The organism is Wolbachia endosymbiont (group A) of Beris morrisii (assembly GCF_964028185.1).
Lineage (GTDB): Bacteria > Pseudomonadota > Alphaproteobacteria > Rickettsiales > Anaplasmataceae > Wolbachia.
The window spans coordinates 771839-786658 of the sequence record NZ_OZ034760.1 but is presented as its reverse complement, the minus strand read 5'-3'; the positions used below and the strand labels follow the sequence as shown (position 1 = coordinate 786658).

General features: G+C 34.7%; 15 protein-coding genes and 1 tRNA gene. 3 read left to right on the top strand and 13 right to left on the bottom strand.

Going from position 1 to position 14820, the window contains the following annotated elements:
* Nucleotides 1-12: 12 nt before the first annotated feature.
* The 11 genes from ruvC to pheS all read right to left on the bottom strand — a co-directional run bounded on the left by ruvC (nt 13) and on the right by pheS (nt 7993).
* Nucleotides 13-501 (bottom strand): crossover junction endodeoxyribonuclease RuvC, encoded by a 489-nt coding sequence (gene ruvC / locus ABWU69_RS04015; protein ID WP_253309367.1) that lies wholly within the window; start codon nt 499-501, stop codon nt 13-15.
* The gene (locus tag ABWU69_RS04010) at nt 502-1329 is read right to left on the bottom strand and encodes a cytochrome c oxidase subunit 3 (protein ID WP_265025485.1); all 828 of its coding nucleotides are present in this window, start codon (nt 1327-1329) and stop codon (nt 502-504) included. It abuts the gene before it with no gap.
* Between the two features lie 47 nt (nt 1330-1376).
* Entirely contained in the window at nt 1377-1958 is a 582-nt protein-coding gene (locus tag ABWU69_RS04005; RefSeq protein WP_353284980.1) for a TenA family protein, read from the bottom strand.
* 121 nt (nt 1959-2079) lie between these two features.
* A complete protein-coding gene (locus ABWU69_RS04000) occupies nt 2080-2754 on the bottom strand; it encodes a TenA family protein (RefSeq protein WP_353284979.1) in 675 nt (224 codons plus the stop codon).
* 125 nt (nt 2755-2879) lie between these two features.
* Nucleotides 2880-4052 (bottom strand): methionine adenosyltransferase, encoded by a 1173-nt coding sequence (gene metK / locus ABWU69_RS03995; protein WP_265034320.1) that lies wholly within the window; start codon nt 4050-4052, stop codon nt 2880-2882.
* 64 nt (nt 4053-4116) lie between these two features.
* Nucleotides 4117-4193 (bottom strand) — tRNA-Ile (locus ABWU69_RS03990).
* Nucleotides 4194-4202: 9 nt separating this feature from the next.
* On the bottom strand, nt 4203-4472 hold the full coding sequence (gene rpmA / locus ABWU69_RS03985; RefSeq protein WP_010082252.1) for a 50S ribosomal protein L27: 270 nt from the start codon (nt 4470-4472) through the stop codon (nt 4203-4205).
* A gap of 10 nt (nt 4473-4482) precedes the next feature.
* Nucleotides 4483-4785 (bottom strand): 50S ribosomal protein L21, encoded by a 303-nt coding sequence (rplU, locus tag ABWU69_RS03980; RefSeq protein WP_182366585.1) that lies wholly within the window; start codon nt 4783-4785, stop codon nt 4483-4485.
* A 330-nt stretch (nt 4786-5115) separates the two neighbouring features.
* Nucleotides 5116-5583: a P44/Msp2 family outer membrane protein gene (locus ABWU69_RS03975; protein ID WP_265034319.1), complete on the bottom strand. Its 468-nt coding sequence runs from the start codon at nt 5581-5583 to the stop codon at nt 5116-5118.
* Between the two features lie 70 nt (nt 5584-5653).
* Entirely contained in the window at nt 5654-6949 is a 1296-nt protein-coding gene (gene glmU, locus ABWU69_RS03970; RefSeq protein ID WP_265034318.1) for a bifunctional UDP-N-acetylglucosamine diphosphorylase/glucosamine-1-phosphate N-acetyltransferase GlmU, read from the bottom strand.
* Entirely contained in the window at nt 6950-7993 is a 1044-nt protein-coding gene (pheS, locus tag ABWU69_RS03965) for a phenylalanine--tRNA ligase subunit alpha (protein ID WP_265034317.1), read from the bottom strand.
* Between the two features lie 145 nt (nt 7994-8138).
* On the opposite strand from pheS, the gene ABWU69_RS03960 reads away from it, so the two are divergent.
* A complete protein-coding gene (locus tag ABWU69_RS03960) occupies nt 8139-9875 on the top strand; it encodes a hypothetical protein (protein ID WP_265034316.1) in 1737 nt (578 codons plus the stop codon).
* Nucleotides 9876-10445: 570 nt separating this feature from the next.
* Here the strand turns inward: ABWU69_RS03960 and ccmA are convergent.
* On the bottom strand, nt 10446-11069 hold the full coding sequence (gene ccmA, locus ABWU69_RS03955; RefSeq protein ID WP_265025494.1) for a heme ABC exporter ATP-binding protein CcmA: 624 nt from the start codon (nt 11067-11069) through the stop codon (nt 10446-10448).
* A gap of 3 nt (nt 11070-11072) precedes the next feature.
* Nucleotides 11073-11504, bottom strand: a complete 432-nt coding sequence (locus ABWU69_RS03950; protein ID WP_006279891.1) for a hypothetical protein — start codon at nt 11502-11504, stop codon at nt 11073-11075.
* 196 nt (nt 11505-11700) lie between these two features.
* Here ABWU69_RS03950 and aspS point away from each other — a divergent pair, with 196 nt between their 5' ends.
* Nucleotides 11701-13503, top strand: a complete 1803-nt coding sequence (gene aspS / locus ABWU69_RS03945) for an aspartate--tRNA ligase (protein ID WP_265034315.1) — start codon at nt 11701-11703, stop codon at nt 13501-13503.
* Between the two features lie 52 nt (nt 13504-13555).
* Nucleotides 13556-14818 carry an MFS transporter gene (locus ABWU69_RS03940; protein ID WP_353285425.1) on the top strand — a complete coding sequence of 421 codons (1263 nt, stop codon included), beginning with the start codon at nt 13556-13558 and terminating at the stop codon, nt 14816-14818.
* Nucleotides 14819-14820: the final 2 nt, after the last annotated feature.

Here is a 14820-nt window from a genome sequence, read left to right as displayed (position 1 = left end):
CTCATATAAAAGTTACTCAACAAAACAAGAACCTTTCGTATAAGCATGACAAATTGCTACAGCAAGAGCATCAGCAGCATGGTGACATTTTATACTCAAATTTTTAACTATTTGCTTCACCATAAATATAATCTGATCCTTATCAGCATGGCCATTTCCGGTAATGCTTTTTTTTACATAGTTTGCATCATATTCATTCATAGTTAGCTTTGTTATTTTTAACGCTAAAATTACAACCCCTCTTGCATATCCTAAAGTTAGTGAAGATTTAGGATTTTTATTAACAAAAATTTTTTCTACTGCAGCTTCATTCGGAGAATATTGAAATATTACTTTCTTTAATTGTTCAAAAATTATATGTAAGCGTTCACCTGTACCCAATTTACCATCAGTTGATATGGTACCGCCGCCCAAAAATTCAATATTATTTTTCTCGTTCAGGCTGATAATGGCCCAACCAGTCTTGCTTATCCCTGGATCTAGACCTATTATTTTAACCACTTAATAAACGCTTAACCAATAAATAAATAAAAATAAAAATATCCAGACTACATCTACAAAGTGCCAATACCAGGAGGCAAACTCAAAGCACAAATGGTCCTGAAGTGTAAATTGGCCTTTCCGTGCTCTAAATAAACACACTGATAAAAATATTATTCCTATTATAACGTGTGCGCAGTGAAAACCGGTAATCATATAAAAATTGGATGTATAAATAAGCTTTTCTCCTGTTTCTTGTAGAGAAAAACTCGCTTCATGATACTCTATTGCTTGCACTATTATAAAAAAAACCCCAAGCAATATAGTTATGGACAGCATTTTAATCATGCTCTTTTTATCATTTTCAAGTAAAGAGTGATTTGCCCAAGTAATTGTTGTACCAGAAAGCAATAATATTAATGTATTCATGAATGGTAGTGACCACGGATCAGGTGGCAAAATTCCCTCAGGGGGCCATTCAACTTTTTTTGCAGGAGAAAACGCCTCAAATAAAAAAACTGGATCAAGCCAGGCTTTAAAGAATGAACAAAAGAACACTATAAAAAATACGACCTCCGAGAGAATAAATAAGTACATTGCAAATTTGAGTCCATGTTTTACAATGGTAGTATGACATTTATCATAAATGGCCTCCCTTATTACATCTCTCCACCAGTAGAACAGCACCCCTGATACCGCGAAGATGCCTAAAGCTAAACCAAACATTCCGAAAATTTGTTTATGAAGCGCGCCAACTAATCCAAGTGCAAGAATAAGAATTGCTGCTGATATAGCAATTGGCCAAGGACTTGGGTCCACTAAATGAAAATCATGTTCTTTACTTTTCATAGCATTTAAAAAAATACTTACTAAGGATACAAATTAGCTTAAAATTGTCAATGTTCCTTAGGAAATTGATTGAATCTTGAAAAATTATATGCACCGTTCAAAAAATCTAACACAAATTGTGCAGTTATTCTAAACAACTCAAGCATTTTGCTCTTTTCATTTTCTCTTGCTCTGCTGCAATATCCATCAATAATATTTTCCAAAATAATGCATCCAGACTTTACTGAATCACTGTAACAAAAATTAAACCAATCCCTATATCTATTATTTTTTTTGAATCTATTTTTCATGCTATCAACGACAGTCTTGTATATAAACATGCAAGAATACAAAACCGTCATAGCCTCATAGGTATTACTATACGAGATGGATAAAAGAAAATTAGTGAAATTAAAACACTCAAGAGATTTCTTTCCACGACTTATACCGTACATAGTAAAGTAGTAGTTATATAGCACTCTATTAACAGTCACTGCTCTTTGGGCTACTTCAGTAAGCGAGATAATACTACTATAATCTTCCATTCTGGATGCAGTAATTAAGGTGGTACGAATATAATCACCTAAGAACAACGTCTTTTGTTGAGCATAGAATTTGAAGTTCTCTATATTTAGGGTGTTATTCGCCAACTTAACATTAAAAGGATGCTCAATTATATCCTTTAAAAGATTTGACCCGTAACAGCTCCTAATTATGCCACTGAACACTGTAGTTACCGATAAAGATCAAGTCAACGTAAATAATCCGCTGCTAATATTCTTTGCTAGATATATTAGAGTAATACACCTCATCCCAGAATATTACCTCAAGTTCTAATCCGTTACGAAAAAACTCGAGCATCTTTTTCTTCTCCTTATTACTATATTCTCTATACAGCTTATTCACAATCTCAGTTATAGCATCAGCTGTGTTATCCACTATATTAGTATTATAGAGATTAATCCATTTTTTATACTTATTGCTTGAAGGAATGCTATCTTTTACCGTATGTTGAAAGGTGATCTGACACATACCAAAACATGGATAAGAAGCTGCTAAGCTTTCAGCTACTGAATTATGGTATGCAGCACGCATGAAGAAATCAATGAGGGCAGAACTAGATTTCGATCTTTTGTGGCTATCGGATGAGTTACATTCTGTAAACTGCTCCTCACATAGACTTCGCATACTGAATATTTTACGAGCTATAAAGGTTAATTTATCCATTGTTTCAATATCATTAGCTCTAGATGCAATAATTAAAAAAGCACGAGTGCAATCCACTAAGCATAAAAAAGTCTGTTGAACGTAGAACTTGAACTTCTTATAACTTAATTTGCCATTCATCAATTCAACATAAAAAGGATGTTCTTCTATTCTATCAATAAGATCAGATGATTCTTTTATAGCTATGCTACAAAATTCTTCTTTTATGTCATTATACATTGCATGAGCCTCACAATAAAAACTGAATATAATAATTATCACTAATATAGTATAATTATTATGAAAAAGCAATTATACTTTAACAATAAGCTAATATATAAATGTGGGGCTGTAAATCAAAAATTTCAGCAACCTAAAGAAATTTTACTATTACCTTCTATATTGAATTCTCTACAAAGATCAGCAGACAAGTTCATGCTTTCCCAAGAAAATCCACCGTCATTTTCTGACTCTTTACCAAAATGTCCATAACAGGCTGTACGTTTATATATAGGATGATTAAGCGATAAATGCTTGATTATACCTTTTGTTGATAAATCCACACTATTCTCAATAAACTTTTTAATCTTTTTTTCATCTATCGTATTTGTACTAAATGTGTCAATATAGAATGAAGTAGGTTGTGATATACCAATTGCATAAGAAAGCTGCACAAGACAACGTTTAGCCAAACCTGCAAAGACAATATTTTTAGCAAGGTATCTTGCCATATAAGCTGCAGATCTATCAACTTTGGTTGCATCTTTTCCGGAAAACGCTCCTCCACCGTGTGGAATATAACCTCCATAAGTATCAACCATAATTTTCCGTCCGGTTAATCCACAATCACCAACCGGCCCACCAATAACAAATCTACCTGTTGGATTGACTAAGAGATTTTCCTCATGACACATCCATCCTTCAGGTAAAGATGAAACTATGTAAGGGTAAATTATTTCTTTTACTTTTGATTGATCCAAATCCTCAGGGTGCTGTATTGAGACAATAATACTTTCAGCACGTACCGGGAGGTTATTCTCATATGCCAAAGTGATTTGTGACTTTGCATCCGGACCAAGTTTTGCTTCTTTAACTGCGCTCATGATATTTTTCAGAATCGAGTGCGCATAAAAAATGGGAGCCGGCATAAGGTTTTCTGTCTCTGTTGTTGCATAGCCATACATTATGCCCTGATCTCCAGCACCTTGATCCAACCCTATTGCAATGTCATTTGATTGCTCATGTAATAATATATTTACCTTCACTTTTCTCCAGTGGAAACCATCATGCTCATAACCAATATCTTTTATTGTATTCCGTACAATACTTTCAATCCTGCTATTTTTGATGTTAGGTCCGAATACTTCCCCAGCTATAATAACGTTATCTTTGGTGACTAAAGTCTCTATTGCAGCTCGCGCAAAAGGATCAGTGAAAAGGTATTCATCAAGTATTGCATCTGAAATTTGATCTGCTACTTTATCTGGATGACCAGCCGCCACTGATTCACTGGTTACTAAATTTTTATATGAACTCATGCTTTAGGTTTCTGCTTATATAATACCAAAACTGCTATAAAAAACACAGTTAGTAATTATTAAATGGTGGGTCTGGGAAGAGTTGAACCTCCGACCTCACGCTTATCAGGCGTGCGCTCTAACCACCTGAGCTACAGACCCATGATTTATTCAAGCTGAAGCTTTCATATTATCTGTAGGCAAGATATCAATAAAAGTCTTTTTATTTGCTGACCTTCTAAAGCTGACCCAGCCTTCTATTTTAGCAAAAATCGTATGATCTTTACCTATACCAACATTCTTTCCAGGATGGAATTTTGTGCCTCTTTGGCGCACAATTATGTTACCAGGAATAACCTTCCCATTCTTCTTTATTCCTAACCTACGACCTGCTGAATCTCTACCATTACAGGAACTACCACCTGATTTTTTAGTTGCCATATTTTACCTCTTACTTTTGAAGATTAATTTCATTGATACGAAGAACAGTTATATACTGCCTATGACCAGTTTTCCTACGGTAATTTTTTCTTCTTTTCTTCTTAAAGATTATAATTTTTTCTCCTCTGCACTGCTCCAATACTTCAGCTTTAACAGTAGCATTAGATGAATAAGATAAGCCATTATTTGAAATACAAATCACCTTATTGATTTCCACCTCTTTTTTTTCTTCAGCTTCTAACTTCTCTACCTTTATTATACTGCCTTCTTTTACTAAATATTGCTTTCCACCAGTCTCAATTACTGCAAACATGATAAATATAAATTATTGTTATTAATTTTAATCGTAAACGATGTCATATATACTGTCAATATAAATAAAAAACACGACTTAACGTTCTTTTTGAGCTACTTAAATACTTCTATCTTTTTTCACCTTGTTATCTGCTTTTTCTCAGACAGTAATTAATTCTCAAAAAATCTTATTGTCTACAAAAGCAAAACTTGGTCATTTTTAATCCCCCTCACTTTGCTTTTATAGCAGGTCTCTAATTAAAACTCCATAATATGGCTTATTAATTATCTAGCAAAAATTCAGCTTCAATTTGAAAAAAGTACAACCTGTTGCTATTCAGTTGGGGTTTTATAAGTTATAATTTATTCCAAGCTCAAATCCATGATTATAATCTTCAAATGCTTTCAATAGACGGTAACCAGCAAAAACACTTGTCCTTGAAGAAAGCGGAAAATCAAGACCAGAGCTTATTTTATATGAGAAACCAAACTTTGACTGTCCAACAAAATCGATAGCAGCACCTATACCAACATTAACATATAGAGCGATATCTGTGTTTGTAAACTCGTAGTGATAACGTAAATTTGCCAAAATTCCTCCTTGCAGTTTTCCTTTAAAAATACTTGCAACTGAAATAATAGGCTCAACTAAAATTTTTACGCTGTTTGTGTAGTGATAACCGACACTATAACTAAAATCGCCAGAACTGTATGACGAAGAAGTATAGATTCTATCTCTAATAAAATCAACTCCAAAACATGGTACTGACAAAGAAACAGCAGGCAATATAGCTACTAAAGTAAATAATTTTTTCATTTTTACCTCTAAATATCGGTACACGCATGTATACACATATAAACGTTAAAAATAGATAATTATAGTCAAATTACTTTATTTTTTTAATCACTTGCTTTTCTCTTGCTATTGCAAGGCTTTTTTCTGGTACATCCTCAACTATAACACTACCTGCTGCAATTACAGATTCATCATGAATATTAAGTGGCGCAATTAGTGAGCTATTGGCGCCAACAAAGCAATTGCTCCCTATATTCGTTTCATGTTTATCTTTCCCATCATAATTACAAACAATAGTGCCTGCTCCTATATTACTCCCCCGCCCTACTTTAGTATTTCCTATATAACTTAAGTGTTTTATTCTAGTGTTTTGACCAACTTTACTTGTTTTCACTTCCACAAAATTTCCTATTTTTGCCTTATTACCAATTGTTGTGTTTCCGCGTATTCTGGTAAATGGACCGACCTCAGCATTACTTTTAATTAAGCAGTTTTCTAAATGCGAAAATGGCAGTATTTTCGCACCAGACTCTATTTTCACTCCAGTACCGAAAAAAACATATGGGTGAATAACCGAATCTCTGGAAATTTGCGTATCAAGAGAAAAGAAAACAGTCTCTGGTGCAACAAGCGTTACCCCGAAGTCGGTAAAAACTTTTCTTTGATTTTCTTGAAAGTAAAACTCAGCTTTTGCAAGGTCATTTCTGTTATTTATTCCAATTGCTTCTTCTCCACCGGTAATAACGTAACCGACGTTCAAACCATGTTCCACCGCAATGGAGACTATATCGGTTAAGTAATACTCATGAATTGAGCTATTGCACTCTATTTTCTCCACCAATTCACGTAAATTCTTTGCATATGCAACCATTATTCCAGCATTGGCAAGAAACTCTTCATGATTATTTTTATCACTCTTTGCTTCTACGATCTCTATTAAAGAACCATCCTTGATAATCAACCTACCGTACTCTTTATTGCTGGTTTTAAAACCAAGACAAACTAGGGCTTTGCCCTCTTCTAAGCAACTAACCATTTTAGTTATTGTGCTGCTTTTTATGAGCGGAGTATCTCCATACTGCACAACGACTATGTTCGAATCTGGCAATTCTTTCAGGTTTCTCATCGCAGTTTTGACTGCATCTCCCGTACCGAGTGTTGATTCTTGTGTAATTAACTGTATATCCTCAAAGCACTTTAGTCTTTCAATTAAAGGCTGATCAAGTACAACAGCAATATTTTCAGGATTTAACTGTTTTGCATTGTAAATGACATGCTGGAGCATGGAAAAACTGCCTATTTTGTGTAGGACCTTAGGCAAATCTGAATTCATCCGCCTGCCATGCCCGGCAGCAAGTATAATGAACGTATGAGTTTTACTTATCACTTATCTTAAAGATGAAAAATGAAAACCATAATGATCAAGCCAGCTGATTTTGTTGTCATAAAAGCTCCTTAAGTCGCTAATTTGATATTTTAGCATTGCAAGCCTTTCTATACCAATGCCAAACGCAAAACCGCTGTATTTAGTGTGATCTATTCCAACATTTTGAAATACATTTGGATGCGTCATACCGCATCCCAGTACTTCTATCCATTTACTACCTTTATAACTTATGTCCACTTCTGCAGAAGGCTCGGTAAAAGGGAAAAAACTATTACGAAAACGTATCTTCAGCCCTTTATCTCCAAAAAACTTATTAAGGAAGTGATGAATAGTAAATTTTAACTGGCCCATATTGACGTTTTCATCGACATATAACCCTTCTATCTGGTGAAACATAGGAGTGTGAGTTGCATCAAAATCATTTCTGTATACCCTACCAGGGGCTACTATTTTAATAGGGAAATTTTTTGTTTTTTCCATGGTTCTAATCTGCACAGATGAGGTGTGAGTGCGCAGTACCATTCTTTTATCGTTTATTTTATTCTTTAAGTAGAAGGTATCTTGCTCCTCTCGTGCAGGATGATGACTTGGAGTATTCAGTGCATCAAATACATGAAATTCATCTTCAATGTCAGGGCCATCAACTGCTTTAAAACCCATATGTGCAAAAATAAGCTTTACTTCATTTATAACTTTACTGAGTGGATGGATCTTGCCAATTTTTTCTGGTCTAACGGGCAACGTAATATCAACTGCCTCGTTCTGCAATTTAAAGTTAACTTCTTCTGTTTTTAGTACATTTTCCCTATTCATGATAAGATGGTCTATCTTATCACGTAAAGCGTTAATAACTGCGCCTAAATCACGCTTTTTCTCTGCATTTTCTATCTTTTTTAAGTTATCAAAATAAGCTCTAACTACACCCTTTTTTCCCAAATATAATAGCCTAACTTTTTCTAAATCTTGCAAAGAAGAAGCATTCTCAATTTCGGAAACTGCTTTATCTTCAAGTGAAAGTATGTCATCTAATAACTCTTTATTCATCTTAAAATGCTGGCTTAAACTTTCATTATAGTGAAATTTTAAATATCATCAACAATCCGAAAAATTGCCCTATTCTGATTATTAATTTATTGACCGATTAATCTTTTTTATTTACCTTTGTGTTGATGAATTTGCTGTATCAACTATGCACAACAGTAACACTGAAACTAAGAATAAGTATAAAATAGAGGATTTACCTAAGCTCTTTAAGGAAAAATCCAAAAACATAAGTAAAGCATTTTCTAGCGAAACAATTAAGATCAGTACTATTCGCTCGAGAAGTATTGAAAGCAATATACAAAAATTTTCATTTGAGCTAACAGCAACAGATAAAGACACCTTTAATATAAGATTATTTAGAATAAACCCTTTAATTGATTTTTTCAAAATCTGCCTTCCTCAGGAAAAAAATTTTACAGTCAACATGAAAGTGCCGAAAGAAAGCAGTGAATTATATAATAACTACCGTAAAACTAACAGTTATAAAACTGTAGAAGAATTCATAAATAATGCTCCATCTAAAATTCTCTTACAAGGAGTAACAATAACACTACAAACAGATGCTAAAGACATTAACCTGGATAATTTGCACCAAATTGGGTCATTTTTAAACGAAAAGTCAAAACATGCAGAAAAAACTAAAAATGAAGACAAAAAAGAACAGAGTGAAACTAACCAAAAAAATGCACAAAATAGACAAATCGTACCAGTTACAGGCTCATTTGGCTTCGATGTAACAAATAATGGAAAACAAGTTACACGCGCTTCGATAGCAGTTGCTGCAATGCATGAAAACGTTTTCTGGTTTAGATCTTTTTTCTGTCTACCCAATCTTTTTAATACGTCACAATTCTTTTCTCAACAATTGCCAAAATTTTCTATACAGAGCAACAATATACTATTTGGTGTCATTCCAGCGCTTGACGCTGGAATCCAGGAAAAAAGAAACATGGATCCAAGTAGTCAAGCTACTCGGATGACAGGGGGTAGTATAGAAAATCCAATACCTCAAGAAGCAGAACAGAATGTAGGTCAAACTACTTCGCACACAGAGTATTTTAAAGCTAATAGAAAAAAATCGAAAAAGCAATCTCAAGAACTACCAGAAGAAGAAAAACAATCTACCATAAAACAAGCACGAAATGATGCTAGAGTAGCTATGATAGATAACCAAATTGAGCACAGGGGGAAAAAACTCGATGAAATATTTATTGAAGTGATGAGTGGATACAAAAATCAAGATCCAGAAACATTTTGCAATATTTTCAGCTCAGTATTCAATATTGTTTACTTTCAAGATAAACAATTACATGCAATATTAGAGCCAGGCGAAATATCAGAAGTATTACAGATACTCGAAAGGCCACAACCTCTTAGTAACTCACTTTTAGGTAAAGAATATTTACAAAAACAAGTATATAGAAAAAAAGAGCAATTGCTTAAATTAGTTTCAGGTGTTTATATACAACAACCTTCTCCACAACATGAAAATACTCCTCACAAATCTACAAACCCTTTACCAATTAAAGATCTTTCACCAGCAACAAATGAAGCTAAAACTCTACCACCTACTAACATTACACTCAAATCATCATTAAAAACTGTATTTTCCTCAAAAAAGGCTTATTTTTGTCTATTTATAATAGTAGCATCTGCATCGACACTTTGCTTATGGCATTTTCCGTTAGGAAAAGTGTCAATGTTAAAAGGATTAGTGCCACCAGAAAAAAGAGAAAGTATTGGGTTAGCATTGAACATAGGACTACCAATATTAATCGCGCTATGTATTTTGAATTTAGCTCGCTTTATATATTCTGAATATTCTATAGAATCTGTTAAGCAAGTAAGTGAAAACGATCCCCTTTCTCACGCCTATAGCTAGTGCAGGCTCAGTTTTTCTACGTCATACCGCCGCGGTATCTCTAGATCCCGCTAACAAGCAGCGGGATGACGATTGTCGTTTAGCTACAAACGTTAAGAAATTTACCAAACGGAAAAAAAGGCAAAAGAAGCCCCGTGGTTGGCTAGTTACTTACATTATACTTTCAAGTATGGCGTTTTTTTATTCTAAACACTTAATAACCGCGATTCAGCTGCTTTTAAATGCAACTAATCTAAATTATAAACATTAAGAAATTTACTAAACAGAAAAAAAGGCAAAAGAAACCCTAGGGTAGCTAGTTATTCACTATCCATTTTTTAAGTTGGCGTTTTTTGATGTTTTAAATGCTTTATAAGCGTATTTCAGCTTGTGTAGGTAAAAACCTAGAAATTTGATAAAGACATAAGGTGCACATAGTGCAAAAAATTAAACATGAGACGCCAAATACGTTGAGTTTTTTTGTCATTTAATCTGTACAGAGAAGATAAATAAATAGCTTCAGTTTCATGATAAAGGGGCTGGCGAAGGGTGTCAAGTAAGTTTTTTCGTTTCTCAACGTGCTGCCAAAAACTATGCAAGAAGTCTATTGAAATCGCGTATATCGATCGTTGTAAAATCACACAATTGCTCTGTAGAGCTATGTCCTGTAATAATTACTATACCATTTTGCTCAGAGCGTATTGAGATTAGGTTCAGCACTAATTCACACGTCGCACTATCAAGATTACAAAATGGTTCATCTATCAGCCAAACGTTTGCATTAGAAATCAAGAGGCGGGCAAGCGCAACTCTTCTTCTCCAGCCTGCAGAAAGTTCGCCATATCTAATATTAAGTACAGGCTGTAACTGCAAGCAACAAACAGCTGCCACAATCAATTCCCTAGTATTTCGTATTCCTGCCCAGAATTCTATGTTTTGAGTAACAGTTAAGCTATCCTTGCAGGCATTTTTATGCCCTACGTAGACCATAGAAGGTATATAGGATTTTGGATCATCATATATGTCTTTTCCGCAGTGCCTTATATTGCCTGATACCGGCGGCAAAAGTCCAGATAAACTTCTAATTAAGCTGGTTTTACCACTACCATTTGGACCAGTGATTAGAATCTTTGATTTTGGCTCAGCTTTAAAGCTAAGATGTTTAAATAATACTTTGTTATTACGAGCGCAGGATAAATTTTCACATTCAAGCATGGATTATCTGCCCTTCCCCTTATGTTTACCTTGAGTTGAAGCCTGAGCTTTTACAAACAGCTCCCAAAATCCTTTCTGGCCGCCTTCTCTATGTATCAATTGTGCAAAACGCTGCATTAAACCATTACCCATCATAACCATCTTTGTCCATTTACCTACCGGTTTTGCTATGTCAACTATTTCTGGATCTTCTTTATAAACTTGCACATCTTTTTGTTTCTCGCGTAGCGTTTCTTGTTGCTTCAGCAACTCTTTTTGCTTATTTTTTTGATACAATTCATTGAATTTTCTGTCTTCTTCCCACTCTTCTTTAAAAACTTTTCTAGGAAATATGATTTTTCTAATGCGATTTTTGTATATTTTTCTCAAAAAGAGAAATACTGCAGCTACAGCAAGTAATGTTACGCTATATAATATGATCTGTGTAAGTGGCATTTCCTGTATCTAATTCATTAAAAATACCCTTATTATTATACCATAATTATAGAAATTGTGCAATTTTTTTGCGGGTAAAGACAGTATAAAAGCAACACTGCTCTATTTCGTAAATTGGACAAATATCTGACGAATGGGCTTGTATGTAGTAAGGTTTATTTCTATACTTTTTAAAGAATTTAGAAGTGAAACAAATATGAACTGCTATAAAACTCACACGTGTGAAGAATTAAGGAAGAACGACGTAGAAAAGGAAGTTACCCTCTCTGGATGGTTATATCGTAAGCGCGATCACGGTAACTTAATTTTTGTTGATTTAAGAGACTTCTATGGAATCACTCAACTAGTATTTAATAATGATAAAGATTTTTTTGATGAGATTTCAAATTTAAAATCAGAAAGTGTGATCACTGTTACAGGAATAGTTGAAGCTAGAACTGAAGATACGGTAAACAGCTCTATCGCAACCGGAGAAATTGAGGTTGTAGTTAGCAATTTGCACGTTGAATCGGAAGTCGAGTTCCACCGTGATGAAGAAATAGCGAAAGAAGAGAGAAGTATATTAGCGAGCATTGCTGGCGAACAAGAATACCCAGAAAATATGAGATTTAAATATCGGTTTCTTGATTTAAGGCGTGAAAAAGCCCGCAACAATATTATTCTGCGCTCACAAATTATTGCAGAACTCCGCAAGCTCATGATAGAGCAAGGGTTTTTGGAAATTCAGACTCCAATACTTACTGCTTCATCTCCTGAAGGTGCACGTGATTATTTGGTGCCAAGCAGACTAAATCTTGGTAAATTTTATGCATTGCCACAAGCTCCACAGATTTTTAAGCAATTGCTTATGGTTTCAGGGTTTGATAAATATTTTCAAATTGCACCGTGTTTCCGTGACGAAGACGCAAGGGCTGACCGTTCTCCGGGAGAGTTTTATCAGCTAGATCTTGAAATGTCTTTTGTGACTCAAGAAGACATCTTTCAGATTATTGAGTCTACCTTATATAAAATGTTCGCTAAATTTTCTCGTAAGTCTGTTGATAAAGATTTTCCACGTATTACATATAAAGAGGCAATGCTCAAATATGGTTCTGATAAGCCAGATCTGCGCAATCCACTATTAATCAGCGATGTTACAGAAATTTTCCGTGATTCAGGGTTCAATATTTTCAAAAGCAATATTGAGCGTGGTATGGTAGTGAGAGCCATCCCTGCACCTAAAACAGCAGAGGAACCACGCAGCTTCTTTGATAAAAAAATAGAACATGCGCAAAAAGAATTCGGTGCTAAGGGTCTTGGATATATAACGTTTTATAAAGATGGTACTGCGAAAGGCCCAATTGCTAAATTTCTTGATGACAATAGGCTAAACCACATAAGAGAAATAACGAATGTAAAGCCTGGAGATAGTGTGTTTTTTGCTTCTGACAAAGAGAATGAGGCAGCAACAATTGCAGGAAAAGTGCGCACTCTTTTAGGGTCAGAATTAGGTCTTATAGATGATAATATCTTCAAGTTTTGTTGGATCATTGATTTTCCCTATTTTGTATATGACGATAAAAGTAAAAAAATCGATTTCTTTCATAACCCATTCTCCATGCCACACGGTGGTCTGAAAGATTTAGAGGAAAAGAATCCACTCGATATCCTTGCTTACCAATATGATCTTGTTTGCAATGGAATAGAGTTGTCAAGTGGAGCAATTCGCAATAACAAACTGGACATCATGTATAAGGCCTTTGCCATTGCAGGTTATAGCCGGAGAGAAGTTGATACAAAATTCGGTGCACTTGTGCGTGCATTCAGATTTGGAGTACCACCTCACGGCGGAATAGCACCAGGGGTTGACAGAATGGTTATGCTGCTTGCTGATGAGCCAAATATTCGTGAAGTAATCTGTTTTCCTATGAACCAGCAAGGTGAAGATGTTCTAATGGGCGCCCCTTCCAAAGTGGACAATAAACATTTACGTGAACTGTCTTTGCAGGTCATTGAATGAAAAATTTTATAGCGAAGCAAATAGCATATTACATTATGGCAAATTGAAAATCATGAATAATATCCAAAAGGCAATACTATCAAGCATAATCTGCAATATGATTATATGGTATGAAGTAACTCTGTTTGGAGTTTTAACGCATATAATAAGCAACGTTTTTTTTCCTTCAGAAAGTAATTATTTAAGCACAATCAAATTTCTCGGTACCTTTGCAGTTGGCTTTGGATTTAGGCCACTTGGTGCATTTATTTTTGGCTACATTGGAGATAAATCCGGTAGAAGGAAAGTTTTACTTACTTCAGTGATATTAGTTTCAATACCATCTACTGTAATTGGAGTTATACCCAGGTATAAAGAAATAGGAATATTTTCTTCTATACTACTTCTATTGTGTAGAATCATGCAAGGAATGGCAGCGGGTGGAGAAACAAGTATCAACTCAGCCTTTTTAATAGAGCATTCAAGCGATAAAAAAAATCTAGGATTTCTGGGAAGCATGAAACCTTTTAGCGGCGCTCTTGGTTCTCTTACATGCTTTGTAATGATAGCTGTTTGCAAAAAGTTTACAGGTGAAAATTATGAAATTTGGGGCTGGAGATTGCCTTTCTATTTCTGTTTCATTATGGGCATAATAGGTTTTTTAACAAGATATATAATGGAAGAGAGCTTAGCATATAAAGTGCACGATCAAAATAAAAGCTTATCTAATTCTCCATTTTTAGAGTTAATCAGGGACTATAAAAAAGCATTTGTGATAGCAATTGGACTTGGTATTGCTCAAAATGCAATCGTTTATTCAGCAATCATGTTTTACAACATATCTGTAAAAGAACTTATTCTCTCAGGCATCAATATTAAAAATGTAGTAAGGATTATAGTTGAAATTACATTTGGAGCGTCTGCAGTGCTGTTTGCAATACTGTCTGATAAAGTTGGAAGAAAAAATGTAATGATTCCTACATTAGTAGCTCTAGCTTGCGCCGGTTTGCCGGCACTTTCGCTATTATCATATGATAACCACTATATTGTAACGCTCACTTTTCTATTGATAAGCGTACCGATAGGTGCATCTTTTGGAATATATAATTCTCTTGTCTGCGAGTTATTTCCAACGAAAGTTAGGTGCACGGGCTTTAGCCTCGCAAATAACATATCTGCAGGAATTTTTGGCGGCCTTTCTCCATCTGTATGCATATGGCTTATAGAAAAAACCGAAACAAAACTTGCAGCAGGCATTTATCTTACTGCCTGCGCATTAATTAGCCTAATATCTGTGCTTCAAATCAAAGCCAAAGACAGAAAAGTTGATTGGTGAAA

Bases quoted from the DNA above. Each gene is read 5' to 3' on its own strand.
- aspS (WP_265034315.1), top strand. From the start codon at position 11,701: ATGAACTGCTATAAAACTCACACGTGTGAAGAATTAAGGAAGAACGAC.
- ABWU69_RS03975 (WP_265034319.1), bottom strand. From the start codon at position 5,583: ATGAAAAAATTATTTACTTTAGTAGCTATATTGCCTGCTGTTTCTTTG.
- ABWU69_RS03950 (WP_006279891.1), bottom strand. From the start codon at position 11,504: ATGCCACTTACACAGATCATATTATATAGCGTAACATTACTTGCTGTA.
- pheS (WP_265034317.1), bottom strand. From the start codon at position 7,993: ATGAATAAAGAGTTATTAGATGACATACTTTCACTTGAAGATAAAGCA.
- ccmA (WP_265025494.1), bottom strand. From the start codon at position 11,069: ATGCTTGAATGTGAAAATTTATCCTGCGCTCGTAATAACAAAGTATTA.
- ABWU69_RS04010 (WP_265025485.1), bottom strand. From the start codon at position 1,329: ATGAAAAGTAAAGAACATGATTTTCATTTAGTGGACCCAAGTCCTTGG.
- metK (WP_265034320.1), bottom strand. From the start codon at position 4,052: ATGAGTTCATATAAAAATTTAGTAACCAGTGAATCAGTGGCGGCTGGT.
- ABWU69_RS03960 (WP_265034316.1), top strand. From the start codon at position 8,139: ATGCACAACAGTAACACTGAAACTAAGAATAAGTATAAAATAGAGGAT.
- rpmA (WP_010082252.1), bottom strand. From the start codon at position 4,472: ATGGCAACTAAAAAATCAGGTGGTAGTTCCTGTAATGGTAGAGATTCA.
- rplU (WP_182366585.1), bottom strand. From the start codon at position 4,785: ATGTTTGCAGTAATTGAGACTGGTGGAAAGCAATATTTAGTAAAAGAA.
- ABWU69_RS04000 (WP_353284979.1), bottom strand. From the start codon at position 2,754: ATGTATAATGACATAAAAGAAGAATTTTGTAGCATAGCTATAAAAGAA.
- ABWU69_RS03940 (WP_353285425.1), top strand. From the start codon at position 13,556: ATGAATAATATCCAAAAGGCAATACTATCAAGCATAATCTGCAATATG.